23 protein-coding genes and 5 tRNA genes are annotated in these 23776 nt (G+C 39.4%); 18 read left to right on the top strand and 10 right to left on the bottom strand.

Features of this window, described 5'->3' with window-relative positions:
• Positions 1 to 65 precede the first annotated feature (65 nt).
• Both H5116_RS11525 and H5116_RS11520 read left to right on the top strand, forming a co-directional pair.
• Complete coding sequence (locus H5116_RS11525; protein WP_007586043.1) at positions 66 to 368, top strand: H-NS family nucleoid-associated regulatory protein; 303 nt, start codon at positions 66 to 68, stop codon at positions 366 to 368.
• Positions 369 to 492: 124 nt separating this feature from the next.
• Positions 493 to 2244, top strand: coding sequence for a DEAD/DEAH box helicase (locus H5116_RS11520; protein WP_182716172.1), 1752 nt, complete (start codon positions 493 to 495; stop codon positions 2242 to 2244).
• Positions 2245 to 2288: 44 nt separating this feature from the next.
• On the opposite strand, the gene H5116_RS11515 is transcribed toward H5116_RS11520, so the two are convergent.
• Complete coding sequence (locus H5116_RS11515; RefSeq protein ID WP_007378192.1) at positions 2289 to 2624, bottom strand: ribonuclease E inhibitor RraB; 336 nt, start codon at positions 2622 to 2624, stop codon at positions 2289 to 2291.
• A 214-nt stretch (positions 2625 to 2838) separates the two neighbouring features.
• Here H5116_RS11515 and H5116_RS11510 point away from each other — a divergent pair, with 214 nt between their 5' ends.
• From H5116_RS11510 to H5116_RS11500, 3 genes are read left to right on the top strand one after another with little or no spacing between them, the layout of a single operon-like run.
• A complete protein-coding gene (locus tag H5116_RS11510; RefSeq protein ID WP_182716171.1) occupies positions 2839 to 4566 on the top strand; it encodes an autotransporter assembly complex family protein in 1728 nt (575 codons plus the stop codon).
• Positions 4566 to 8255 carry a translocation/assembly module TamB domain-containing protein gene (locus H5116_RS11505; protein WP_182716170.1) on the top strand — a complete coding sequence of 1230 codons (3690 nt, stop codon included), beginning with the start codon at positions 4566 to 4568 and terminating at the stop codon, positions 8253 to 8255. The genes H5116_RS11510 and H5116_RS11505 overlap by 1 nt, the downstream gene beginning before the upstream one ends.
• 32 nt (positions 8256 to 8287) lie before the next feature.
• Positions 8288 to 9193, top strand: a complete 906-nt coding sequence (locus tag H5116_RS11500) for a peptidylprolyl isomerase (RefSeq protein WP_182716169.1) — start codon at positions 8288 to 8290, stop codon at positions 9191 to 9193.
• A 204-nt stretch (positions 9194 to 9397) separates the two neighbouring features.
• On the opposite strand, the gene queF is transcribed toward H5116_RS11500, so the two are convergent.
• Complete coding sequence (gene queF, locus H5116_RS11495; RefSeq protein ID WP_182716168.1) at positions 9398 to 10243, bottom strand: NADPH-dependent 7-cyano-7-deazaguanine reductase QueF; 846 nt, start codon at positions 10241 to 10243, stop codon at positions 9398 to 9400.
• Between the two features lie 59 nt (positions 10244 to 10302).
• On the opposite strand from queF, the gene syd reads away from it, so the two are divergent.
• Complete coding sequence (syd, locus tag H5116_RS11490) at positions 10303 to 10842, top strand: SecY-interacting protein (RefSeq protein WP_182716167.1); 540 nt, start codon at positions 10303 to 10305, stop codon at positions 10840 to 10842.
• A 66-nt stretch (positions 10843 to 10908) separates the two neighbouring features.
• On the opposite strand, the gene H5116_RS11485 is transcribed toward syd, so the two are convergent.
• The 3 genes from H5116_RS11485 to H5116_RS11475 form a co-directional block, all read right to left on the bottom strand.
• On the bottom strand, positions 10909 to 11682 hold the full coding sequence (locus H5116_RS11485; protein WP_002958242.1) for a Zn-ribbon-containing protein: 774 nt from the start codon (positions 11680 to 11682) through the stop codon (positions 10909 to 10911).
• Between the two features lie 13 nt (positions 11683 to 11695).
• Positions 11696 to 11962: a hypothetical protein gene (locus H5116_RS11480; RefSeq protein ID WP_007378199.1), complete on the bottom strand. Its 267-nt coding sequence runs from the start codon at positions 11960 to 11962 to the stop codon at positions 11696 to 11698.
• 96 nt (positions 11963 to 12058) lie between these two features.
• Positions 12059 to 12295, bottom strand: coding sequence for a DUF2789 domain-containing protein (locus tag H5116_RS11475; RefSeq protein ID WP_002958240.1), 237 nt, complete (start codon positions 12293 to 12295; stop codon positions 12059 to 12061).
• A gap of 153 nt (positions 12296 to 12448) precedes the next feature.
• Here H5116_RS11475 and H5116_RS11470 point away from each other — a divergent pair, with 153 nt between their 5' ends.
• Complete coding sequence (locus H5116_RS11470) at positions 12449 to 13102, top strand: GNAT family N-acetyltransferase (protein ID WP_154903551.1); 654 nt, start codon at positions 12449 to 12451, stop codon at positions 13100 to 13102.
• Between the two features lie 817 nt (positions 13103 to 13919).
• Here the strand turns inward: H5116_RS11470 and H5116_RS11465 are convergent.
• On the bottom strand, positions 13920 to 14219 hold the full coding sequence (locus H5116_RS11465) for a DUF3301 domain-containing protein (RefSeq protein ID WP_002963032.1): 300 nt from the start codon (positions 14217 to 14219) through the stop codon (positions 13920 to 13922).
• Entirely contained in the window at positions 14220 to 15248 is a 1029-nt protein-coding gene (locus H5116_RS11460) for a DUF3549 family protein (protein WP_182693624.1), read from the bottom strand.
• A 104-nt stretch (positions 15249 to 15352) separates the two neighbouring features.
• On the opposite strand from H5116_RS11460, the gene H5116_RS11455 reads away from it, so the two are divergent.
• The 3 genes from H5116_RS11455 to H5116_RS11445 are packed head-to-tail and all read left to right on the top strand — an operon-like array spanning position 15353 to position 16879.
• The gene (locus H5116_RS11455) at positions 15353 to 15673 is read left to right on the top strand and encodes a YqcC family protein (RefSeq protein ID WP_182693623.1); all 321 of its coding nucleotides are present in this window, start codon (positions 15353 to 15355) and stop codon (positions 15671 to 15673) included.
• Positions 15666 to 16430: a tRNA pseudouridine(65) synthase TruC gene (truC, locus tag H5116_RS11450; RefSeq protein ID WP_024597672.1), complete on the top strand. Its 765-nt coding sequence runs from the start codon at positions 15666 to 15668 to the stop codon at positions 16428 to 16430. Before H5116_RS11455 ends, truC begins: the two co-directional genes overlap by 8 nt.
• Positions 16430 to 16879, top strand: coding sequence for a flavodoxin (locus H5116_RS11445; protein ID WP_182716166.1), 450 nt, complete (start codon positions 16430 to 16432; stop codon positions 16877 to 16879). The genes truC and H5116_RS11445 overlap by 1 nt, the downstream gene beginning before the upstream one ends.
• Before the next feature lie 69 nt (positions 16880 to 16948).
• Here H5116_RS11445 and H5116_RS11440 read toward each other — a convergent pair whose 3' ends face one another.
• Positions 16949 to 18529, bottom strand: coding sequence for a LysM peptidoglycan-binding domain-containing protein (locus H5116_RS11440; protein ID WP_149602939.1), 1581 nt, complete (start codon positions 18527 to 18529; stop codon positions 16949 to 16951).
• 155 nt (positions 18530 to 18684) lie between these two features.
• Positions 18685 to 19458 (bottom strand): hydroxyacylglutathione hydrolase, encoded by a 774-nt coding sequence (gloB, locus tag H5116_RS11435; RefSeq protein ID WP_182716165.1) that lies wholly within the window; start codon positions 19456 to 19458, stop codon positions 18685 to 18687.
• 53 nt (positions 19459 to 19511) lie between these two features.
• On the opposite strand from gloB, the gene H5116_RS11430 reads away from it, so the two are divergent.
• Entirely contained in the window at positions 19512 to 20297 is a 786-nt protein-coding gene (locus H5116_RS11430) for a class I SAM-dependent methyltransferase (protein ID WP_002963022.1), read from the top strand.
• Positions 20298 to 20460: 163 nt separating this feature from the next.
• Here the strand turns inward: H5116_RS11430 and rnhA are convergent, their stop codons facing one another.
• A complete protein-coding gene (rnhA, locus tag H5116_RS11425; protein WP_002963021.1) occupies positions 20461 to 20925 on the bottom strand; it encodes a ribonuclease HI in 465 nt (154 codons plus the stop codon).
• A gap of 68 nt (positions 20926 to 20993) precedes the next feature.
• Between rnhA and dnaQ the strand changes: the two genes are divergently transcribed.
• From dnaQ to H5116_RS11390, 7 genes are all read left to right on the top strand, one after another.
• Positions 20994 to 21707: a DNA polymerase III subunit epsilon gene (dnaQ, locus tag H5116_RS11420; RefSeq protein WP_182694170.1), complete on the top strand. Its 714-nt coding sequence runs from the start codon at positions 20994 to 20996 to the stop codon at positions 21705 to 21707.
• Positions 21708 to 21716: 9 nt separating this feature from the next.
• Positions 21717 to 23087 carry a TIGR03503 family protein gene (locus H5116_RS11415; RefSeq protein WP_182716164.1) on the top strand — a complete coding sequence of 457 codons (1371 nt, stop codon included), beginning with the start codon at positions 21717 to 21719 and terminating at the stop codon, positions 23085 to 23087.
• Between the two features lie 97 nt (positions 23088 to 23184).
• Positions 23185 to 23261 (top strand) — tRNA-Asp (locus H5116_RS11410).
• 27 nt (positions 23262 to 23288) lie between these two features.
• Positions 23289 to 23365, top strand: a tRNA-Asp gene (locus H5116_RS11405).
• A 41-nt stretch (positions 23366 to 23406) separates the two neighbouring features.
• Positions 23407 to 23483: transfer RNA gene (locus H5116_RS11400), tRNA-Asp, on the top strand.
• A gap of 31 nt (positions 23484 to 23514) precedes the next feature.
• A tRNA-Asp gene (locus H5116_RS11395) sits at positions 23515 to 23591 on the top strand.
• Positions 23592 to 23629: 38 nt separating this feature from the next.
• Positions 23630 to 23706, top strand: a tRNA-Asp gene (locus tag H5116_RS11390).
• Positions 23707 to 23776: the final 70 nt, after the last annotated feature.

Genomic DNA, 23776 nt, shown 5'->3' with positions numbered 1-23776 from the left:
AAAATAGCCTTATACTAAAAAAGAATATTTAAATAATTCCAATCACACAATTTAGCGAGATATAGATGAAAGAAGTCCGATCTTTTATTAAAACAGCATCATTAACGGATCTTGAAAAAGCTCAACAGCTTATCAATGATGCAATTTCAAAATATACCCAGCAGCAAAAAGCGAAACAGGAAGTTTTGGATCTTTTAAAAGAAAAAGGACTTACGCTAGAAGATTTACAAGATGGAGCATCAGACAAGCGCACCAAAGTTAAGCCTAAGTACCGTATGGAACTTAATGGTGAGACTATTGAATGGACTGGCCGTGGCCGTCGTCCTAAAGCGTTTGAAGGTGTTGAGCTTGAAAAGTTTTTAGCTTAAAGCTAAATATAAGAGAAGCTTCGGCTTCTCTTTTTTGTTTACCCCTCAATAAAATATAATTAAAGTTTAAAACTCCCAGCTATTATTTGCTAAAATCTCTTCACTCGAACCTATTTGTTTTCCCATGAGCTATAAACTAAGACCTTACCAACAAGAAGCCGTAGAACGCACCGTTTTACACTTTAGAAAGAGTAATGATCCTGCCGTTATTGTACTACCAACCGGCGCAGGTAAGAGTTTGGTTATTGCTGAACTTGCGCGTATAGCTAAGCAAAAAATATTAGTGCTTGCTCATGTAAAAGAGCTGGTAGAGCAAAATTCACAAAAATATAAAAGTTTTGGTTTAGAGGCGAGTATATTTTCAGCAGGCTTAAAAGAAAAATCATTAAACCATCAAGTAACCTTTGCCAGTGTGCAATCACTTTCTCGTAATTTAAACAAATTAAATGAGCATTATTCATTACTTATTATTGATGAATGCCACAGGGTAAATGGGGATAAAAAAAGTCAGTACGGTAAAGTAATAAACAGTTTAAAAGAGTATAACCCTCAGTTAAAAGTATTGGGTTTAACAGCAACACCTTATCGGTTAGGAATGGGGTGGATATACCACCACCATTATCATGGTTTTGTTAAGGGTACTCAAGAAAGCCCGTTTAAAAGTTGTATTTTTGAATTGCCGCTCAGGTATATGATCAAACATAATTACTTAACGCCACCTAACGAAGTTGATGCAGCAATTAGCCATTATGATTTTTCGTCCTTAGATAGCAATGCATTTGGTCAATATACGACTGATGACATGAATGCGCTTTTAAAAAACAGTGAGCGCGCAACGCAAGCTATATTACAGCAAGTAATTCAATACAGTGAAGAGCGCGAAGGGGTTATGGTTTTTGCCGCCACGGTAATGCATGCCCAGGAAATATTAAGCTACTTGCCAGCTCATCAAAGTGCACTAATCACAGGTGATACGCCAAACACTGAGCGCGATAAAATCATTAAGCAATTTAAAGCTAAGCAATTAAAGTATTTAGTTAATATTTCGGTATTAACTACAGGATTTGATGCGCCACATGTCGACTTTATAGCTATTTTAAGACCTACAGAATCAGTTAGTTTATATCAACAAATTGTGGGGCGAGGTTTAAGGTTATCTGAATCAAAAACGGATTGCTTAGTAATAGATTATGCTGGCAATGGTTTTAATTTATTTCACCCAGAAGTAGGTGATAAAAAAGGCGATAGTGATAATGAACCTGTGCAGGTACTTTGCCCAGGTTGTGGGTTTGCGAATATATTTTGGGGTAAAACAGACTCCACTGGCAAAGTAATAGAGCACTTTGGCAGGCGTTGCCAAGGCCTGTTAGAAGATGATGATGGGCATAAAGAGCAGTGCGATTATCGTTTTAGGTTTAAAGAATGTGAGCAGTGCGGTGCCCAAAATGATATTGCGGCACGTAAATGCCATGATTGCGGCGCGGTAATGGCCGACCCTGATGATAAGTTACGTAATGCATTAAACTTAAAAGATGCACTTGTGCTTCGATGTAGTGGGTTATCGGTTACTCAAATTAAAGATGAACTTATTAAAGTAACGTATTTTGATGAAGATGGCGCAAGTTGCGATGAGGTATATAACCTCGCAAATAAGGGCGGGCAATTTATATTTAATAAGCAATTTGGTCTACGAGTAGGACTTGGACAAACACCTATTAATTTTAAAACTGCAGCGCAAGTAGTAAGCGCACAATTTGAATTAGTACCACCAGATTTTGTTATTGCACGAAAAAGCAAAAAGTATGGTTGGAAAGTGGCTGATAAGCTATTTGACTATAAAGGCAATTTTAGGAAGGCAAATCAGTTAAGCCGTTAAGCTTAACTGATAGAGTACATTGAACTAATACAATTAAAAGGCAACTAAGCCTCGTCACCGTCCATTAATCCCCAGCCGTCACCATATCCATTAAAGCTATTAGCAATGCTTTCAATGTATTGCTCAGCTTGGCCTAAAAGGGTGTGCTCTGGCACCATTTGTACTTGAGTGATTACTTCCCAAACGCCAGTGTCTTTACATTTTTCAAGCTCAGCATTTTGAACTAATGCATCAGAGACTATTTCTTTAGCAAATTTTTCAGCATCGGCTTCTTGTTCAAATAAAATAAAAAAATCGACTTGGTGCATTTTATTTAAATCAATGCCAGCAGCGGCTATTTCGGCTAAAAGTTGGCCGTTATCATCATCAGGGAATTGCATTAAAAACTCATTTAAAATTAATTTTTTATTCGTAGGCACTATTGTAACTAAAATATTGTCTTAACGCGTACTAATTTTAATTATGCTGATACTTATTCAAAGTTAAATTTACGCGTTAGATTGTCATTAAGTTAATGTGTTGCTCATTATGGCTATGCTAATATGCGCGTAATCAGCCAGTTTTATGTAAGATATTAAAAGTAAGGATATTTACTTGTTTATTAAGTTTTTACGTTGCATATGTGTTGTGATCGCTTTAATTGCGACAAATAGCTATGCTGCAGAAAAAGTCATAGAAGATTACGAAATTAAAGGGTTAAGTGGCGATTTAGAAAATAACGTAGCCCTTTATCTCAAGCAATTAATTGGTGAAAAACCAACCCGTACACTTCGTCGTTATGCCCAAAAGCAAGTACAAAATAGCATTAAAGCACTTGGTTATTATAGCCCGACCGTCGAGGTTATTTATGATAAAGACGACAGCGAGTTAATTGTTAAAGTTGAGCGAGGTCCTGCAACTCGCATAGAAGCAATTAATATTACGCTAAACGGCGATGGCCAGAATGATCCACAATTACAGGCATTAATTAAAAATACCAACTTAAAACAAGGTGATGTTTTAAATCATGGTAGATATGACTCTGCTCATAAAAAAATAGAATCTATGCTATTGGAGCTTGGCTATTTTGATGCAAAGTGGCCAGCGCGCAAATTAGAAGTGTCACTTAAGAAAAATAGTGCTGTTATTACTTTTGTAATTGATACTGGGGTTAGATACCAGTTTGGTGATATAAAAATAGCTAGTAATACGCCTGCTGAAAAATACATACGCTCGCTTGCGCCTTTTACTCAGGGTCAACCTTATAAATCAACACATATTGCTGACTATAATTTGGATTTATCAAGCACCCCTTATTTTGCAAGCGTGCGCGTTTACGCCGATATTGCTGCGCGTAAAAATAGCCAAGTACCTATTAAGGTAGATGTGTTGCACAAGCCTGCAAATAGCTATGAAATTGGCGGCGGTTTTAGTACTGACTTAGGGCCCAAAGTGCGTTTTAAATGGAGTAAACCGTGGATCACAGAAGACGGCCATTATCTCGAAACTAATTTAAATGTGGCGCAAAAGCAGCAAGATATTTCCATGGCTTATACCATTCCAGTTGATGATCCGAATGATGATTTATGGCGTTTTTCTGCTGGATATAAATTAGAGGATGAACTAACAAACGATACCTACAGTGAAATACTCACGGGGCAAATTCAGCGCCAATGGTTAACCGAAAATAAGTGGGTGCGTACTGCATTTTTACGCCGCGACCAAGAAACCTACCGCATCGGTGATGAAGAGGAAGAAAGTACCGAAATGTTAATGCCGGGCATTAGCTACGCCCGCAAAAAATCAAAAGGCGGCACGACTCCATACTGGGGAGAGCAGTGGCTTATATCTGCTGAGTTTGGTTTAGATGATGTGCTTTCGAGTACTAATCTGATTAGGGTGCAAATGCAACATGCGTGGTTACGTACATACTTAGATAAGCATTTAGTGTTTTTAAAAGCAAATGTTGGTGCAATGCTTGTTGATGATATTGAAAACGTACCTTACTCACTGCGTTTTTACGCAGGTGGCGATCAAAGTGTTCGTGGTTTTGCGTACCAATCAATATCGCCAGAAAATGATGATGGCGACCTCATCGGTGGTAAATACTTACTAACCAGTACAATAGAGTACAACTATCAGTTTGCTCAAAACTGGCGCGCAGCTTTATTTGTTGACGGTGGTACAGCAACGAATGATTTTTCTGATGACTTTGAAGTAGGCGCTGGTTTTGGTTTTCGTTATTTGACACCCGTTGGCCCAGTGCGTATAGACCACGCTTGGGGATTAACAAAAGAAAGTAAAAGCACACGTTTAAGTATTACCATAGGGCCAGAAATTTAATGTCAGTATTAAAAAAGATAACAGCCGCCGTAAGTGCTATTTTTGTCACGTTAGTTGTCGCACTATTTTGTTTGTTATTTACCGCACCCGGTAATCAATTTATTGCTTATAGTGCAAACAAAGCGGTAGATGGACTACATATCGTAATTAAAGATGGCCGTTTTATTTATAATGATGCCTTTAATGTGCGCTTTACTAGCAACGGATTGGACTTTAATGCACAACAATTGAAAATTGATTTGTTTTGGTGGCAGTGCGATGGAATTTGTATAGATAACTTAAGTGCTAAATCTATAAATTTAACATTACCAAAAACTGCAGAGTCACAAGAAGAAGCCGCGGCAGAGCCGCTTGAAAAAATCAGCTTACCTTTTAATATTGCTGTAAAAAACATTGCGATCAATAAATTTACGCTAGAGCATTCAAGTGCAAACGTAAGCGTTAATAACTTTAAACTCTCAGCAAAAGCAGAGGGTTCAAAGCTGACGGTTAAAAGCCTGAATATTCCCACCATACTTGTTGCTTTAAAAGAGCAAGAACAAGATGCGAAAACACAAACGGCGCAAAATACTCAAGCGCCTTTAACGCACCTACCCGCATTACCTAATATAGAATTTACTTCGCCACTTGACTTAGTTGTTGAAGACTTTGAAATAGCTAACATTACGATTGAGCAAAACGAAGCCCAGCATGTTATTGAAAACATCTCGCTGCAATTAAGTGTGGAAGATGCGGTTATTAATTTAGAGTCATTCTCAGCAAAGTATGAGCAGTGGCAGCTTAATACGCACCTTAATGCTGAGCTTGCAGGGAACTTGCCCGTAAAAGGGGATGTTGTTTTACAAAGTGATGAGCACCAAGCCAATTTGCAGTTGAATGGCGACTTATCAAACCTAAACTTAAATTTAGAAACGCAGGGACAATATCCGCTTAGTTTAACGGCAATGGCAAATTTAAAGCAAAAAAACTATCCGTTTGAGTTAAATGGCAAAATTAAACAGTGGCTTATTGATGCACAAAGTAATGAGCTTAAAGTGCGAAATGTAAGCCTCAATGCACAAGGTAATGCCGACGATTACCAGCTTAGCCTGCAGGGGAATAGCCAATTAGGCGCGTACCCAGCTGTTGACTTAAATACCCAATTAAAAGGCAGTCTCACCAAAGCAACTTTACAAGCGCTAAGCATTAAAGCAAACGAAAGCAGTGCAACTATAAAAGCCAATGTTGATTGGCAAAAAGGCATACAGGCTAACTTTAATGGCACGCTTGCTAACTTAAAAGCGCAGTACTTAACTGATGCCGCTACCAGTGATATTTCAGGACAGTTTAAAGGCTCGTTTAATGCAGCTGACGACAAGTGGCAGCTACAAATGAATAATACAAAGTTAAACGGATTACTTAACGACGTGCCACTAGAATTTGCTTCAAACTTTAAGCTCGACAACACGTTAAAAGCTAATATTGATAGTTTTTATTTAAGTAGTGGCACCAATAAATTAGCACTAAGCGGGCAAGTTGATGATACTTGGCAGGTTGATGGCAAAGTAACGCTTAAAAGTGATGAAAAAGCTAATATTCCATTTACTGCCGATGGCAACGCAAATTTAAAAGTAAGGGGGGAAAGGTTAACGCCCTCTGTTGATTTAGCGCTAATACTCGATCGCTTTATTTTTGATGAAATAAACATTAATAAATTATCAGTAAGAGGGCAGTTAGATACCGCAGCCGATTGGCAAACCGATGTTTCGGTAAGTGTTGGTTCGGCGCTTGTAGCCGAACAGCAAATTAATAGCGTTAAAATTGATATTAGCGGCGACAAAACAGATCACCAACTTACGGCATCTGTAGATGCTGAGCAAGGCAGTGTAGAGTTTGAAGTTAATGGCAAAATTAATAATACCACTTGGAATGGCGAGCTTAGTAATGTAACGCTCAGCGATAAAAAGCTTAGTTTTAGTAATACTAAAAATATTGCCATTATGGTTAATACGCAAAGTGGCGACTTTGATGTAAGTGCACATTGTTGGGCATCTGAGCAAAGTAAATTGTGCATAGACACCTTAGCCCAATCAAAAAACCTCGGTCAGCTAAATGCTAAACTAAGCAATTTAGCTCTTGAGGAGCTTAAGCACTTTTTACCTAATAGCATTCGTACTCGCGGTAATATAACTGGCGATGTAGCGCTTAATTGGCAAAGTGGTGCGCTTAAAACATTACGCGCAAATATCGATTCTAGCGACTTAGAAGCGGTGCTTACCTCGGAAGAAGATCGTTTTAAATTACCAATCGAAACTCTAACTGTTAGTGCATTTTCGGACTCTCAAGTTGGCAAGCTTGAAGCTAATTTAGAATCAAGTGTGCTTGGTAAAATAAACACACAAATTGATATTGACGACATACAAAATACGCAAGCGCTTAACGGCACTATTAATATTGATAAAATACTCCTTTCAGACTTACAACCATTTCTTGAAACCCTTGAGCAGTTAAAAGGTGATATTAGTGGAAAAGTCGCATTAGCAGGTACGTTAAAAGATCCATTATTAAATGGCGAGCTTAATGTGAGCGATATTAGTTTAGAGGGCGAGCAATTGCCTATAGCGCTGCAAAAATCAAATATAAACGTATTGTTTGATAAAACAACAGCCACAATAAAAGGCAACTTAAACGACAACCAGGGCGGTAAAATAAACCTCACCGGTGACGTTGATTGGCAAGGTGCGCAACCTGCTGTAAATGTGGCGGTAGTTGGCGATCAGTTTTATGTACGCGCGCAGCAAGGGGTTACTTTTAAAGTATCGCCAGACTTAAAAATAGGCTTGGCAAATAATGCACTCAAGCTTGCTGGTGAGGTAGTTGTGCCTTACGGTCGTATAATGATTGAAGAGCTTCCTGAGGGCGCAGTGCAAGTTAGCGATGATGAAATTATTGTTGATCAAAAAACCGAGGCCACCGAAACAGTTCCGTTTGATTACGACATAGATTTAAAAGTGATTGTTAAAAACGATGTAAAAGTAGAATCGTTTGGCTTGGAATCAAAAGTTGCGGGTGATTTAGCGATAAAAATGAGTCAAGGTGCACCAATTATAGCCACAGGTGAGCTTAACTTAATTGAAGGTACTTACTTAGCCTTTGGGCAAGATTTAATAATCAGCACCGGGCAAGTAGGTTTTAGCGGTTCAATTGAACAACCATTTTTAAATATTAAAGCAATACGTAACCCCGATACGACTGCAAATGGTGTCATTGCAGGGGTTACGCTTACGGGTAATGTTGAACAACCAACGCTTAAAATATTTTCTGAGCCTGCGATGGATCAAGCACAAGCACTCGCATATTTACTTAATGGCCAACCTTTAGGCGATGGAGAAAGTTCGTCAAGCGATGCTATGCTCACACAGTTATTACTTTCTCAAGGGGTTAGCCGCAGCGAAGGGGTTGTTTCTAAGGTAGGTGAAACCTTTGGGTTGTCAGATGTAAGTTTAAGCTCATCAGGTAGTGGTGATAGTACCAAAGTAGAAATATCAGGATACGTAGCACCCAGTTTGCAAGTTAAATATAGTGTGGGTGTATTTGATTCGCTCAGTGAAGTGGCTGTGCGTTATCAGTTACTTTCTCAGTTATACATAGAAATAACGAGCGGCCTATATCAAAATGTTGATGTGCTATATAAGTTTGATTGGGAATAACCAAAACTATAATAATTATAAGGATATAAGCGATGAGGAAAATTATATTGCCAGCTCTGCTTAGTGTTTTCTTGAGCGGTTGTGCTCAACAACTTGGTAATGGTGTTGCTAAACAAGAGCTACCTTTATATAGCGCGAGTGAGGTAATTGCTAGTGCAACAGATAATGACTGGCGAGTAGTGAACGCCCAAAATATTTTAAAGATAACGCTGCCAACGGGCGATGCGTATATTGAGCTTAATGAACAACTTGCCCCAAAGCACGTTCAAAATATTAAAAAGTTAGCACGAGAAGGGTTTTATAAAAATACCAGCGTTTATCGGTTTGTTGAGGGTTTTGTAGCGCAAGGTGGCGACAGCTTGGGTAAAAAGTTAATTAAAACGGCAGATAAAACAGTCCCTGCTGAGTTTTATTTAACAACAAACAAACCACTTTTAATTACTGAGCTAAATGGCGACGGATATGCACCAGTTACCGGCTTTTTAAACGGCTTTGCAGTAGCTCAAAACTCAGCACATACGCAAACATGGCAAGTGCATTGTAGTGGCGTGTTTGCCATGGCGCGCGACAACGATATAAACAGTGCGAGTACGGAGTTTTTTGTAACAATAGGGCAAGGCCCGCGCTACCTTGATAAAAATATTACGGTGTTTGGTCGATTGCTCGAAGGTATAGAGCATTTTAACCGTTTAGCGCGCACACCAAGTGAAGGTAAAGCATTTAACCCAATTACCAATATACAAGTACTTGGTGATGTACAAAGCGATAAAAGTATATTTAAAGTGATGAAAACAAACTCACCGGTGTTTAAAAACTTAATAAATGCTCGTAAAAACCGTGTTGAACCATGGTTTGTTAAAGCACATAACTACGTTGACGTGTGTGGTATGCCCATACCCACTAAGCGCGAAGTTATACCAATTCCAATAAATAGCTGATCTATTTTACTTGCTAAAACAACCCATTTCTTTGTTGTAAATTTCGCAAAGGGGACAACCATTTACATCAATTTACGCCTAGAACTGAATTGTTTTTTCGGCGTAAAATTTAGATCACATACTTAATGGAATTGGTATTAATTAAAAAATGTAAAAAGGAGCCTAGGCTCCTTTTTTAATACTCATATTCCAGTTTAAAATAACCTACTGACGATTAATTTTAACTGCAAATGGCGTATCGTTATAATGCGTAGAGCGATACGGGTTTATATCAAGCCCACCGCGACGAGTATAACGCGCGTAAACCTCTAACTCTTTAATATTAAGTTGTGTTGTTAAATCGCTATAAATACGCTCAACACACTGCTCATGAAATTCGTTATGTGTTCTGAACGAAATTAAGTAACGCAATAACGACTCACGACATATTTGCTCGCCTGTGTATCGTATAATGACACTTGCCCAGTCAGGCTGGGAGGTAATTAAACAGTTCGATTTAAGTAAGTGGCTATAGAGCGTTTCTGTAACTACGTTATCACTTTTTGCTTTAAGTGAATTAGCATCAATGTCGTAATTATTAATCTCAATATCTAAATCATCAATACATTCACCTGGCAGCGCCGTACACGGTAAGCAATTGTAATCGTCAGGATTGTATAAAGTCACTTTGACAGGGCTGTTAACCGCGTTTGATAAGTCATCAATTAAATGCTGTTTTACTATATCAATGCTTTCAAATCGGGTTTGGTTAAAGCTATTCAAGTAAAGCTTAAACGACTTTGACTCAATAATATGGCTGCTTTGGCATTCAAAGGTAAATAAGGCCACGGCAACTTGCGGTTTACCTTTAGTATTTAGCCATGAAAGCTCGTAACCTGTCCAAATATCTTGGCCTTTAAATGGAAGCTCTGCTTCGTCAATATTTAAAGCATCACGATTTAGTTTGCGCGCAATAGGGAAAAGCAAGCTTGGCGTGTACACATCTACATACTCAGTAGATTGGCCTAATACGCTACCTTTAAGGTCTGGAGAATTGCTGTAATCTGTCATGTTTGCTCTTAAATAGTTACAATAGGGACATTATATCTAATTTAAATGAGTTTCACAGTATGTCTGTTGCATTGCTTATAGAACAACTTCATCAAACATTTAGCGAAAATACCCTTAAAAGCACTACAAAGTACCCACTTATTGCGCACGACGAGCAATGGCCAAGCCCATGTGAAGTTGGTGAGGTTGACGAGCAAGGAAACATTCAATGGCAGGGCGCGCGTCAGCAACCTGCAGGTTCGCTTAATGATTTAGCCAGTGCACTAGAACTTGAGTTTCCAAAAGCGCTTAGCGAGCTATACGGACATATGTACGGTGGAAGTATTTTAGCAAGTATTGATGGGCATCAGGTTGAATTACTACAAGCATGGAACGAAGAAGACTTTAATTTGCTACAGCAAAATATAACGGGCCACGTTTTAATGAAACGCAAGCTTAAGCAGCCAGAAACTGTATTTATTGGTTTAACAGATCAAGATGATTTACTAGTAAGTGTATTGGTACACACTGGTGAAGTATGTTTAGAGCATGTAGGCAAAAAAACACACCATGTACTTGCACCTAACATTAATGCTTTTTTAAAGGCATTAGAGGTTTAGAGTCTATTCAACAATCAGCTTGGTGCAGTTAGCACCAAGCTGTTGTTATTCATTGATTTAGTGTGATCACTGAAAATCCCACGATATATTAGACACTAAGCCACATGGCTCACACCTAAAGTCGAATAACCCAAACCACGATTCAGGTAATTTCCAGTCGCCATTACAACTAGGGCATTTTCGTTCAAGTTCAGACGCTTTATCTACGCCGCCTACACGGTATAAATAATAGTAGGTTGGCTTTTTGGTTAAAAAACTAATTCGCTTTGTTATGTCTTTTCCGCGTCTGTATAAGTCACTTTGAATACTCGATATTTCTTCAAGCGCCGGAAACTCACAACGGGTTGCGCCATTAATTTGAATTTGATCGCAGGCTTGCCAATCTTCTTGCCATTTTATAAGCGTTTTATAGTCACCATTAGCAATTGCCGGAATACGAAATAGCGGCACAGGCAAAAAGTCATCACCACAATAAAGCGGGCTGCACGTATGCACATAGGTTGTATATAAAATATAACTTGATGGTTCTTTGCAGCAATCAGCGCCGTTGGAGTGAATATCTTGTCCGATCACTTTTACTTTTGGCGCAAGTAGCCCAGCACTATGTAACTTTTCGATACTGTGCTTAACAAACGGGCTGTTATTTAGCGGGTGCATTGCATCTTCAGTAGGGCACATAACGCGGGTAATAAAAAATCCATCTTTTAAAACGGTTGGAAATTCTTCCCCCATTATTTGACCATTAAAACGCAGTGCATTTACTAAGCGATTTATTGCTTGTTCGGCTTGTTCTAGGGTGGTGTCTTGGTAGCAATCAAAAGTTAAATCAACAACGAACATTTATAGTCTCAAATTATTTTTGTTCTAGCAGCGCAAGAAGTTTATCGAGTTTTTGCTCAATTCTATCTAATTGACTTGTTTTAAGCTCAGTATTATCTGACTGCTGTGGGTTTCTCATGAAGTTATTAATTGAATCAGGATTGTTTTTATATTGGCTTACTGCTGCAATAATCATAGGCATTGGAACCGGTTGCGCCAAACGGCTTTTAGTTAGTGCTACAGTAGGGGTTTTGCCTTCATCGAGAAGGGCTTTGATTGCATCAAATACAACTGAATTCATTAGATATATAACTCTTTAATAAAATAAATACGCAGCATATAAATGCTGCGCAGATGCTATGTTAGCAATAAATAAGGGAGGGTACATTAAATAAAATTACTTACTTTGACGAATGCGTACATCTAACTCGTCAATTACTTCACTCCAATCTCCGTCTTGTGCAAGGGATTCAGCTAAAAAGTGCTGTTGTGCCTCATCCCAAAAAGAAGCTTCTTGGAGTAATGTTGTGTCTTCTAATTCATGTGAGGCAATAAATGCATCTATTTGCTCATCACTATTTGGTAATCCAAGCTGTGCAAAAAGTGTGTTAATGTCGTGTTTTGTCGTATCCATGATATTGCTCCTTTAAATGAATGAAAATTCATACTAGTACCTAACTGTACCTCCTGCTAGTTAAACTCTCGCTGAATTTACGGTTAATAATTTTAGGTATATAGTTAGGTTTAAAGTTAAACAGCCTATAGCTAAAATAATAAAGGAAATACAATGAGTGTAACCACACCAGCTGATACGTTCAGCGTACAGTATTTAGCTGCAGAAGATATTAGTACTGCAGCGAGCCTAATTTATCAGGCTTATCATGACGATCCTGTATTACTAAACATGCTTAGCTACAATGACGAAAATAAATCAGTTTACGAAAAAAAATTACGATCATTAATTCGCGAAGAACTCAGTAGTTTTTGGCAAGAAAAACAGCCATTAATTGGTTTATACCGCAACGATAAATTAAAAGCAGTAGCGTGTGTATTTGAATCTAATAGCCAATTACAAGCGCAGCGTTATTGGCACTGGCGTTTAAAATTAATGCTGAGTGCGGGCTACTTACAAACAAATCAATTAATAGATAAAGAACAAACAATTAGAGACGCCCTTAAACAAAAAGGCAATTACTATTTTTTAGCTTTTATTGCCGTAGATCCGCATTTTCATGGACAAGGCTTTGGTCGTTACTTACTACGCGGGCTTGACGACTTAGTTAAATGCAACGCTGAGTCAACAGGGATGGCTGTATTTGTAACACGTAAGGAGCACATTGAATTTTTTAAAACTGAAAAGTTTGAAGCATTTAAACACCTTACTTTTAACCAAGTAGAGGGCGAGTTACTGTTTAAACCAATAATTGAGCCAACTATTTAAAATTATAATGTAAGCCAATGCGCCCAAACGGACATAAGACCGTGAGATATATCTCACATCATCGTAAGCATTGTCACTTAAAGGCTGCTAATAAGTAGCCTTTTTTGTTCTAAGTTATTGTTCTGCAGTGTTTATTTTGTTTTTTCATTTTTGTGACGTTTATTTATTTAATGTTAAGTCCTATTTCTCCCCCCTGATTGCTTTAAACTTCTCTTCGTCAAGACGACATAGCTCAATGATTGAGTTACTGCCAAGGATACGGAATAGGCAACATAGCAGACGCTAGCAGGAAGAATAAGGAAGTGCATGAAGCACTTAGTAGCTAGGAGTTACTTTAGGATAATCACGGATGACGCTACAGGAAGTAGCAGGAGCGTTAGTTTACGCAGGACAGCCAAGATGGCAAGTGGACATTGCAGGATGCAAAAAGTGGCAGGAGCTACTTTAAAGGATTACCAGGGATGATGCTACGGGACGTAGCCAAACGATAGATTTCGTGGGTTTGCCAAGATGGCTATGGATATTGCAGGATGCAAAAGTGGCAGGAGCTACTTTAAAGGATTACCAAGGATGATGCTGCGGATGTAGCCAAACGATAGATTTCGTGGGTTTGCCAAGGTGGCCATGGATATTGCAGGATGCAGTGTGAGGGTAAACAAGGTTGTTTACTCGTTCAGGGGATGATAATACGGATTTAAGATAATGGATATCTAGCAGGATGCAGTCCAATTGGGGCGTAACTTTAGTTACGCCTTAGTTTTTTGTGTTGAATTAAATTTATTAATTTAAGACACATACTCCTTAAGTATATTAAGTTTTATATTTTATGGGGTGGAACAACCACACTTTTCAAAAACTCATTTTCCATAATTAACACACCTTGATAAGCATTTTCACCATCGCTTGAAAATTCAAATATAAATTCACTTTTAATGCCTGGCTTGCCGTTCTTTAAAAAACCAAAGCGGCGTTTTGTGCATGCAACACTCATCAACTGCACCTGCAGTTGCTCACTTTGACGTTTAGCATGAACGTTCGCCGCTTCAGCAACCTTTCGGTTAAGCCAAAATAAGTAAATTACACTACCAATAAGTATGAACGTCCATAAACTTGCCATTTAAGAGAATAACCTTCCAATTGCACGCGCGAGGGTTTCGCTACGATTTTCTTTACGTAATAAGCCTAATAAATGCGGGCGAATAGTTGGTATTGCAACTAAGTCAGCAAAAATACTTGGAAACAATTCTTCAATTTTTTGATGATGCGCGCAATTATCCATAAATACATGTAAGCGTTCAGGGTTTTCTAATTGTTTAAAACACCGCCCAGCGATTGTTAGTAACACGTCAGAGTCGTGCTTCACTGGTGAGCTGAGTACAGTATCAACTAATTGAGCGCATAACCCTTGAGCTTGACCTTTTGAAGCTGATCTTAGTGCTGCGGTTATAGCTAATGTATCGTTATTGCTAATTGCGGTCTGTGTGTAATCAACAAGTAACTCACTCATTGATGTTGGTATTTCAACGTGTTCAAGCATGGCACTGAGTGGTTGTAGTACTTCAATAGGTAAATGCGCCCATGCTTTTTGCAGATTACTTAAGTTTGTATCGCTGTCTAAGCGTAGTGCAAAATCGGCAATACCCTGTAGTGCAACACTTTGCCAATTATCAAAACCAATTTTACCGCTAAAGTACAATTGTGCATGCTCGTAATACTGCGATGCAGGCTGTTTTAATAGTACTTTTACTTGGGCGTTAAATGCCGCTAATTTATTTGCGTTTGGTGTAAAAACATAAGGGTTATTATCAAGCTTTCCATCGGCTTGCTCGCCTGTAATTTCAGTGCCTAGCGCTTGAATAACCATATCAGCAAAGTGATCGCGACTAGCACTTACCAGCATACTTTGCTCATCAAGGGGGAATTTTAAAAACCATACATACGGTTCTTTACTGGCTTTAGTATCCCAAAATTGAATAGCGAGCCATGCATGACCAGCAAGTGGATAAGGGTAAGGCACTTGAGCTTGTTCAATAGCTAAAAATTGTTTTTTATCAAGCTTAGTAATGTGCCTGCCAATATCAAAAGCACGCCACTGAGTACCCGCACCATCTAAAAGCTGACCTAATGTAGCTATTTGATCACTCATTGTTTTCTCAACTGTTTTTACTGCAAAATTACATTAATTATACGTCATAGCCGCTTGTGAGGGAACAGGGTATAATTGCATTACATATATAAAAGAGGGTGGTTATGTACCAGCAAACCCAAACTTATTTAGTGCAGCTAACGGCACTTTTACAAAAACACGCGCTTTGGCAAAGTGAGCCAATAGACGCTGAGGCACTGCTTTCAAATACTCCTTTTTGTCACGATACAATGGCATTTGAGCAGTGGTTACAGTTTGTATTTATTGACAAAATACAGCAATTAATAACACATAGGCAACCACTGCCGCGTAACTTTGCTATTGCCCCTATGGCGCAAATGACACTTGTGAATAAAGCCGGAAGCGATGAAATTATTGAATTACTAACAGCCCTTGATACCTTTTTAGGAGAACCAAATGAGTGAGCGTCCAGCGCCTATTGAATATGGCGAGCTGACTATTTTGTATCAAGATGAAAACTATGTGGCTATAAATAAGCCTTCAGGTTTATTAGTGCATCGCTCGTTTTTAGATAAACACGAAACCCAGTTTGCTATGCAAATGTTGCGCGACCAGCTAGGGCAACATGTATTTCCAGTACATAGGCTCGATAGACCTACGTCGGGCGTATTGCTGTTTGCATTGAACTCGGAAGCTGCTCGCGATATGAACCAGCTATTTATTGAAGGTACTATTGCTAAGCGCTATTTGGCCTTAGTGCGCGGCTTTGCGCCAGAGTCAGTATTTTTAGATAAACCGCTTAAAGAAGAACTTGATAAAATAGCCGATAAGTTTGCAGATCAAGATAAAGCACCGCAAGAAGCGCAAACCCAGTTTAATTGCTTGCACCAAGCTGCATTGCCTATTCCTATAGGTAAGTATCCAACAGTGCGTTACTCGTTAGTTGAGTGTTTTCCAAAAACCGGGCGAAAGCATCAAATTCGCAGACACTTAAAGCACTTATCACTGCCTATCATTGGTGATGTAAATCATGGTGATAACCAGCATAATCAATTTTTTAGAGAGCATTTTGAGCTAAGACGCTTAATGTTATTTGCAACAGAGCTTAGTTTTGTGCACCCTTATAGTAATGAATCAATAACAATTAAAGCGCCACTAGGTGAAGACATGCTTGAAATATGTAAGCAGCTAGGTTGGCCAGAGCAAGAAAAGGATTATTAATGGCACATATTAGTATTTTTGTAGGCAGCGTTAATGGCGGTGCAGAGCGTTTAAGCGATGAAGTTGCAGCCACAATAGAGCAAGCGGGTCATACTGCTACAGTAATTACAGAAGCATCGCTTGATGATATAAAAAATGCATCGCATATTTTAATTGTTACCTCCACAACAGGCCAAGGTGATGTACCGAGTAATTTGGCCGGATTGTACTTTGCAATGAATAGCACTTTCCCAATGCTTACCGATAAACCGTTTGGTGTAATTGCAATGGGTGACAGATGTTACGGCGATACATTTTGTGGCGCAGGGCGAAGCTTTGACGAGCTACTTCGTGATTTACAAGCAAAGCCTGTGGGCAACCGCCTAGAAATAGATGCATGTGAAGATTTTGAACCGTGGCCGATAACCGAGCCTTGGTTAAAAGTATGGCTAGAAAAACTACCTGCTTAATCCTTTAATTTTAAAGTATTAAAAAAGGAGCGCATGCGCTCCTTTTTACTTTTAATATAGTTTTATAAATTAACTACTTCTGACATCTACTTTAAGTTTTAGCTTTTGGCCAGGTTGTAAGTATTTTTGACCGGCTAAATTATTCCACTTAATAATTTCGTTAACGCTTAGATTAAACTTAGACGCAATACGTGCAAGTGAGTCACCACGGCGTACTTTGTATGTAATAGTACGGTTGGTACTTGCCGTTGCTTGTGGTTTATTAGCTGACTTATACACAGTAAGTTTTTGATTTAGGCGCAGTACAGAGTTTTTCTTTAGCTTATTCCATTTAGCCAACTCATCCATAGTTACGTCATATTCGCGGCTAATGTCCCATAACGTGTCGCCACTTTTAACTGTGTGCGAAAGCTTTGTGCGAGTTGCTTTATTAGCAGCTAAGCGCATCTGCTTTGGTAAATGTTCGCTATTTATAGCGCCATCAGTAAGCGGGACTAATAATTCTTGGCCTACTTTAATCGTATTTGATTTGAGTTTATTAAGCGATCGGATTGCACTTGAGCTCGTTGTAAACTTTTTGGCAATTACTGATAAGCTGTCGCCTCGAGCCACAATATAACGTTGCCAGCGTAATCTGTTTTTAACATCAGTGTTTGCTAGTTTTTGACTAAATTGCTCTGCTTTATCAACAGGCAATAATAAAGAATGTGGGCCATTAGGATCAGTTGCCCAGCGGTTAAAACCAGGGTTTAATCTGTATAGCTCAGTAAGCGTCATATCAGCCATATCAGCAGCAAGCGCTAAATCTATTTGCGAGCCAACATCAACCACTTCAACCACTTGTGCATTAATTACTGGTTGCCATGTAACATTAAAATCATCTGAGCGTTTTAATAAATCGGCAAGTGCTAATAACTTTGGTACGTAGGCTGTTGTTTCGCTAGGTAAATCAAGAGACCAAAAATCGGTAGGTAAATGCTTTTTACGATTCTTTTTAATCGCGCGCATTAAACGCCCTTCACCTGAGTTATAAGCAGCAATCGCATTTAGCCAATCGCCTTCAAGTGTTTTATGTAAATACGATAAGTAGTCAAGTGCTGCGCGAGTCGATTGCACTATGTCGCGACGACCGTCGTACCACCAGTTTTGTTTTAAATCGAATCGCTCACCGGTTGCAGGCATAAACTGCCAAATGCCCGATGCGCTGCGATTAGAATAACCAAATGGGTCAAATGCGCTTTCTACAATAGGCAGTAGTGCAATTTCGATTGGCATTTCGCGCTTTTCTACTTCTTCAACAATAAAGTGTAAGTAAGGTTCTGCACGTTTAGAAATACGATCTAAATAGGCTTGGTGGCGAGCGTAATAGTTACGTTCAGTAACAACAGGGCGGTTTTGCGGTATTTCGATAGAAAGTTGGTAGCGAATTCGCTCCCACACATCATCAAACACGGGCGCTTCTTGCTCATCAGAGTCAACTTGCTGATATTGTGCGTTTACCATCAATGCATTGTTAATGTCGTTAGGACTTGCGCCTTCGAGTTGTTGGTTTGCTTGCGTGGCAACTTGAGAGTCTGACTCTAATGTTGTCACAGTTTGACAACCACTTAGCGCTAACGCCAAGGCTACTAATAGGGGAGATTTATTCATAAATACCAATACATCGGGTAAAAAACTCGGCGAATACTACCTGTTATGAGTTAACATTGCCACTTAATGACTTTTTAAAACGCAGAAATAGAATCATCACTATATCTTAAGTTGATGATTCTAATGAAATAAATATTAAAGTATTAGTTTTTGCATTAAAAATTGTCTTTGAACTGTCTCAGACTCGCAAAGTTTCCCCAAGGTTCATTGTTTTTTGTAACCGAGATAAATTTCTCTGGCACTAACTCTATAATGGTTGGCAAATCGCTACGCATAAATGGATTTATTTTTAGCTCCTGTCCAATAGAGGTCGGTAGAGAAATTTGATTATTACTGCGTAATTCATCTACTTTTTTACTGTACGCAAGGAGTTCTGGGTTGCGTGGTTCAACTGCTTCGGCAAAGGCAAGATTAGCTTGCGTGTATTCGTGCGTGCAATAAACAACACAGCTTGCAGGCAGCTCTCTTAGTTTATTAAAAGATTTCCACATTTGCTCTGGCGTGCCTTCAAATAAGCGCCCACATCCGCCGCTAAATAATGTATCGCCTGTAAAAGCAAGTTCATCATTTGTGTAACAAATATGATCAAGCGTGTGCCCAGGGGTTGCTAAAATAGTAAAGTTAATATTAAGCACACTGATGCTTTGTCCATCAGTGAGTGCGTGAGTGACGCCTTTAAATGGACTATTTGCAGGGCCATAAACCGATATATCTGGATAGGCGTCAACTAATTCAGCTACGCCATCAGTGTGGTCGTAGTGATGATGCGTAATTAAAATGCCACCAAGCGTTAGTTTGTGCTCAGCTAAGTACGTTAATACGGGATGTGCTTGGCCTGGATCGACTACCCATGCTTGGTTACTGTTATCGGTAGTTAAACACCAAATGTAATTATCAGAAAAGGCTTTAATTGCTTTGACTTGCACCATGGTAAATTGCTCTATAAAGTGACACTTATCGCATAGTATAACGAGCTCAAAAAATGAAACCAGCCCTTAGTTTTCAAGAAGGACCCAAACCACTGTCGTGGCAGCAGTTTCCTCATGGGGATTATTTACGCACAGATATTGAACGTAAAATGGAGCAATGGCTTCCGCGTATGTTTGGCTATCATATGCTTAAGTTGGGTAATTTAAGTGGCGAATTAAACACAAGTATAAGTACGATTAAACACCAAGTGTGTGTTGCAGAGCCTGGGCCTTACACTGGGGTAGTTGCTGACATAGATGAATTGCCATTTTACGAGCACAGTATTGATGCTTGTATACTAAGCCACTGCTTAGAGTATCATTCAGACCCACATCACATTTTACGAGAAGCACATCGCACGCTTATTCCGGGCGGTTATATACTAGTGACTGGTTTTAATCCGTTTAGTTTGTGTGGGCTTGCACAAATGCTGCCTTTTAGTGGTCAGAAGTTACCATGGACGGGGCGCTTTTTTACCCCTGCGAGGGTTAAAGATTGGCTAAATTTATTGGGTTTTGAAATTGTAAGTGACGAACGTTTTATTTATTCATCACTGGCAAGAGGTAACAGGTTATCAAGATTTGAGTTTTGGCGGACTTTTGCAAAACAGTATTTAAAACCAATGGGCAGTGTTTATATGCTGGTGGCACGAAAGAGAGTTGCGCCACTTACGCCGATAAAACCTAAGTGGCATGCTAGGCCGCAGTTTGCACCAGTAAAAGGGGCAGGGCTTAGACAAACGTCAAAGCAACACTTTAAATCGTGCGAGCAAAAAAATAATACCAATTGCATTAAATAAGTGATCTATCATAGCGCTAAGAAAATAGCACATTAACAAGGCGAAAATTGTGACATATAGTTGTTCTATATGAATAATTTTTAACGCAGTTAGTGAGTTATTTAATGCGATAGAATGAACATGTTTTTAATAAAATTGGTATAATAACTAGCTTAGAATAAATTTAAGGCTGGTAGCCTACATCTTCTAGTAAATCTTTACTGCCAGCGGCATCGCGCGCTAAATCGTCAACTATTTCGTTGTATTTATTGCCGCTATGCCCTTTAACCCACTTCCAAGTTACATTGTGCTCGCTACAGGCTTTATCTAAGCGTTTCCATAAATCGACGTTTTTAACCGGCTTTTTAGCTGATGTTAACCAGCCACGTTTTTTCCAGTTAGTGATCCACGATTCAATGCCTTGCTTAACATATTGGCTATCGGTTGTTAGGTTTACATCGCATTCTCGAGTGAGTGATTCTAGGGCAACAATAGCCGCGAGCATTTCCATTCGGTTATTTGTTGTGAGTTTATAACCTTGGCTCATTTCTTTTTCGTGGCCGTTATAAATCATAAAAATACCATAACCGCCGGGGCCTGGATTACCTAAACATGAGCCGTCGGTGTAAATCTCTACGGTTTTTTGCACTGTTTTACCTTGATCTTATGTACAATAAAGTGATTATAGAAAGATACCAGAATCAGGCTAAATTCGATATGGCACGTAGACAAATAGTTTTAGATACAGAAACCACCGGCATCGACCCTAAACAAGGGCACCGTATTATAGAAATTGGGTGTGTGGAGTTAGTAAATCGCCGTTTAACAGGCAATAACTTTCACGTTTATATAAACCCACAACGCCCAAGCGAAGAAGAAGCAATCGACGTTCACGGTATCACTAACGAATTTTTACGTGATAAACCGTTATTTCATCAAATTGCCCAAGAGTTTTTCGACTATATTGAAGGGGCAGAGTTAGTTATTCATAACGCGCCGTTCGATATTGGCCATATGGATAATGAATTTGCACTACTTAATCAGGGCTATCCTAAAACAGAGACTTTTTGTCAAGTTCTCGACACGCTTAAAATGGCGCGTGACTTGCATCCAGGTCAAAAGAACAATCTTGATGCATTGTGTCGTCGTTACGATGTAGATAACGCAAAGCGAACACTTCACGGCGCGCTACTGGATTCTGAAATTTTAGCCGATGTTTACCTTGCCATGACGGGTGGTCAAACAAAGCTGAATTTGAATCAAAACAAAGATGACGGCAGCGAGCAACAGAAAGGCGGTATAAAGCGTTTAAATAGCGATAGAGCCCCATTAGTTGTATTGCGAGCAAGCGACGCTGAGCAAAGCGCACACGAAGCACGATTAGATCTTGTAAACAAAGAAGGCGGCCAATGTATATGGCGCGCAGAATAAGGCGATTTAATGAAAACGATGTATTTTGTAACAGCGTTATGTGCCGCTAGTTTATTTACTGGCAATGCATATGGCGTAAAACAAGTAGAAGTGCTCAAGCGCGATGGGCATCAAAATGAGATCCCTTTACTTGATAATCGTTTTCGCATAGATAGCAAAATAGATGAAATAACACTGCTGTTTTTTAGAAAATCAGGTGCACCTGCTGTTATTTTAGTGCGGCCCGATGGCAGTAAGTACTTTGCTACTGACTCAGTTAAAAACCCTAACTTAGATTGGTTTGACGAACTCAGCTACGATTTAGTTACCATAAAAAAACCTATGGCGGGTCCTTGGCAAGTAATAGGCAGTATTTTACCCGACAGCAGAATAGTTGTATTAGGCGAAATATCTCTTGAGGCAGAGCCTCTTCCTTCAATGTTGTTTAGAGGGGAGACAATAAAAATCACTGGCAAAATACTAAACGACGGTGAGCCAATTAATACAAACCTATTTAGAGATGTTGTGAGCCTTAATGTTGACTTTGTAAGTACCAACAATGAAAACTTTGCTAACTTTGGCGCAGGCATTCAAGAAGTCGCTGAATTTAAAGACGATGGACGTGGATTTGATGAGCGCCCTAAAGATGGTGTGTTTACTGGCGAGTTTACTTTAGATTTCCCAGCGGGTGAATGGACACCAGAGCTTTACGTGGCAACACCTCTGCTGCAGCGTCGCATTGTGCAAAATACAATAGAAGTGCACGAGCCGCCTTTTATAACCGAAGTCGCGTTAGCTGAACAAGACACAGACGAGCATCTGTTAACTATAAATATAGACCCAAGTATTGTTAAGCCAGAGACAGTCATCATCCAGGGAAAAATCTACTATCCCAATAACGAAGAGCAAATGTTTACCATAGATGCTGCAGCTAAAGACTCACGTCAGCTTAGTGTTAAAAATTATGATTGGGGTAGATATAGTGTTGAACTGTCTGTTTTTGGCACTAATATTAATGGCCGTGAATTTATGGCAACGCTACCAACGTATAAATTTGAGATAGAACGACCCATAGAAGCGGTGCCCGAAATTGATTCGGCAACAATTATTACGCCAGATAAAATGATTGAGAGTGAGCCTGTTGAAGAAAAAATGGCCACATCGGCAATTATTAGTTTAATTGTAGGCTGCAATACGCTCATTTTATTACTCGGTTGGTTGTTAATTCGTATATTTGTTCAGAAAAAACCGATTAAATTTAAAGTGAAGCTGCCTTTTTTAAAGAAAAAGAAAACAAGTGAAGGTGGTGTTGCCGACACAGAAAAAAATCAAGTCGGTAAAAATGGCTCAAAAAATGACAGAACAGGTGAAATTTTAAACCTTTCGATGACAGATGACTAAAAAACCTATAAAAAAACAAAAAAGCCCTTGACGAAATAGGGGTTGGTTCGTATTATTCACGCCGCTGTCAGGGAGACCTAAACAGCAACGAAAATATGGAGTGGTAGTTCAGTTGGTTAGAATACCGGCCTGTCACGCCGGGGGTCGCGGGTTCGAGTCCCGTCCACTCCGCCATTTTCGTAAAACTTGTAAGTAAAAGCTGGAGTGGTAGTTCAGTTGGTTAGAATACCGGCCTGTCACGCCGGGGGTCGCGGGTTCGAGTCCCGTCCACTCCGCCAACACTTACACAACGTATGGTTGTAAAACATATTCTTATTATGGAGTGGTAGTTCAGTTGGTTAGAATACCGGCCTGTCACGCCGGGGGTCGCGGGTTCGAGTCCCGTCCACTCCGCCAATAAGAAAAAATAACAGTTTAAATATGCGCTGGAGTGGTAGTTCAGTTGGTTAGAATACCGGCCTGTCACGCCGGGGGTCGCGGGTTCGAGTCCCGTCCACTCCGCCAACTATTTAAACAATGTTATATTACAAAATTTGTATGCTGGAGTGGTAGTTCAGTTGGTTAGAATACCGGCCTGTCACGCCGGGGGTCGCGGGTTCGAGTCCCGTCCACTCCGCCAACAAATTAAGTAATAACAAGTATAATGATATCTCTGCGGAGTGGTAGTTCAGTTGGTTAGAATACCGGCC

The sequence above is a fragment of the Pseudoalteromonas sp. SG45-2 genome, from assembly GCF_014164115.1.
Lineage (GTDB): Bacteria > Pseudomonadota > Gammaproteobacteria > Enterobacterales > Alteromonadaceae > Pseudoalteromonas > Pseudoalteromonas distincta.
The sequence above is the reverse complement of the archived record's forward strand: the minus strand, read 5'-3'. Positions and strand labels throughout refer to the sequence as shown.